This is a genomic window from Micromonospora sp. NPDC047620 (genome assembly GCF_043205005.1).
Lineage (GTDB): Bacteria > Actinomycetota > Actinomycetes > Mycobacteriales > Micromonosporaceae > Micromonospora.
In genome coordinates this window covers 1-1,438 of the sequence record NZ_JBIDDG010000114.1, presented here as the reverse complement: position 1 = coordinate 1,438, position 1,438 = coordinate 1, and the positions used below count along the sequence as shown (strand labels likewise).

1 protein-coding gene is annotated in these 1,438 nt (G+C 64.5%); it reads left to right on the top strand.

Features of this window, described 5'->3' with window-relative positions:
* Window positions 1-429: 429 nt before the first annotated feature.
* On the top strand, window positions 430-1,438 hold a 1,009-nt coding region (locus tag ACGF5C_RS34555; protein WP_393308594.1), incomplete at its 3' end, for an alpha/beta hydrolase.

Here is a 1,438-nt window from a genome sequence, read left to right as displayed (position 1 = left end):
CGAGCCCCGCTGACGTGGGATCGGTTCAAGCACAATGTCATCCAGTCGCTGAATTTCGCGAAGTACCGAATCGACCGGGTGCCGAAATACGAGATCCAGCGTTGCCATCTGGTGGACCCGACGACACCGCCCCCGGTGCCGAACTAGACCGCCGACGACAACGAAGAAGTCGTGTATTAGTCTCGGTTTGATAACGCCGATGTATCGATTTCACGATACGCTCGGTGACGAACGTCCGTCGGGGGCGCATCTCAGTGTGCGCACGGGTGATCATTCGCAGAGAAGAACAGCGGTCGGACGGGCCGCGCTACGGGAAAGGCCGGACAGGATATGCGAGGCGTGACTGTGCGATGGGTGCAGCAGAGACGTCGGAGACGGTCGCAGCAGCCGTCGGCGCCTCATCGAGCCGGGTGGCTCAAGCGGTCCGCGGTGGGCGTGGCTTTGGCGACGTTGCTGCCGTTCGGGGTGTCGGTGGCAGAGGCCGGACATGCGGCCGCCGCCTTCAATCCGACGGGTATCGACTTCTGGGTCGATTCGTCGATGGGCCCGATCAAGTCGCGCATCTTCCGTGCGGCCGACGGCAACACCGGACGGGTGGTGTACGCCCTCGACGGTATGCGCGCCCAGGGCGACATCAGCGGCTGGGAGAAGGAAACCAACATCATCCCGGCGTTGGTCAACGCCAATATCAACGTGGTGATGCCGGTCGGCGGTCCGTCGAGCTTCTACGCCGACTGGAACGCGCCGAGCAACTTCTTCGGCATCGACACCGGTTCGGCCGGCTCGTCCGGCTCGGCCTCGACCGGCTCGGCGATGACCGGTTCCTCGAACTACAACGAGACGCTGGGCAAGGTCAACACCTACAAGTGGGAAAGCTTCCTCACCCAGGATCTGCCCAATGCCCTCAGTTCGCGGTTGGGCTTCAGCTCGCACCGCAACGGCGTCTTCGGCCTGTCGATGGGCGGTAGCGCCGCCCTGACCCTGGCCGCGTACCACCCGGACCAGTTCAGCTACGCGGGCTCGTTCTCGGGCTATCTGAACATTTCCGCGCCGGGTATGCGGGAGGCGATTCGGATGGCGATGATCGACGCGGGCGGTTACAACGTCGATTCGATGGCTCCGCCGTGGGGCCCGCAGTGGTTGCGAATGGACCCGTTCGTATTCGCGCCGCGCCTGATCGCGAACAACACCCGGCTCTGGATCGCCGCCGGCAGCGGTGTGCCGTCGCAGGAGGACCTGGGCCTGCCACTGCCGGCGGCCGCCGACCACATCATGCGCGGTGCGCCGCTGGAGGTGCTGGCATTGGCGAATACCCGGGCGTTCCAGGTGCGGATGGCGACGCTGGGCGCGACCAACGCGGTGTATTCGTTCCCGAATGTCGGTGTGCACGACTGGTTCAACTGGCAAGCCGAGGCATACCGGATGATTCCGGACCTTT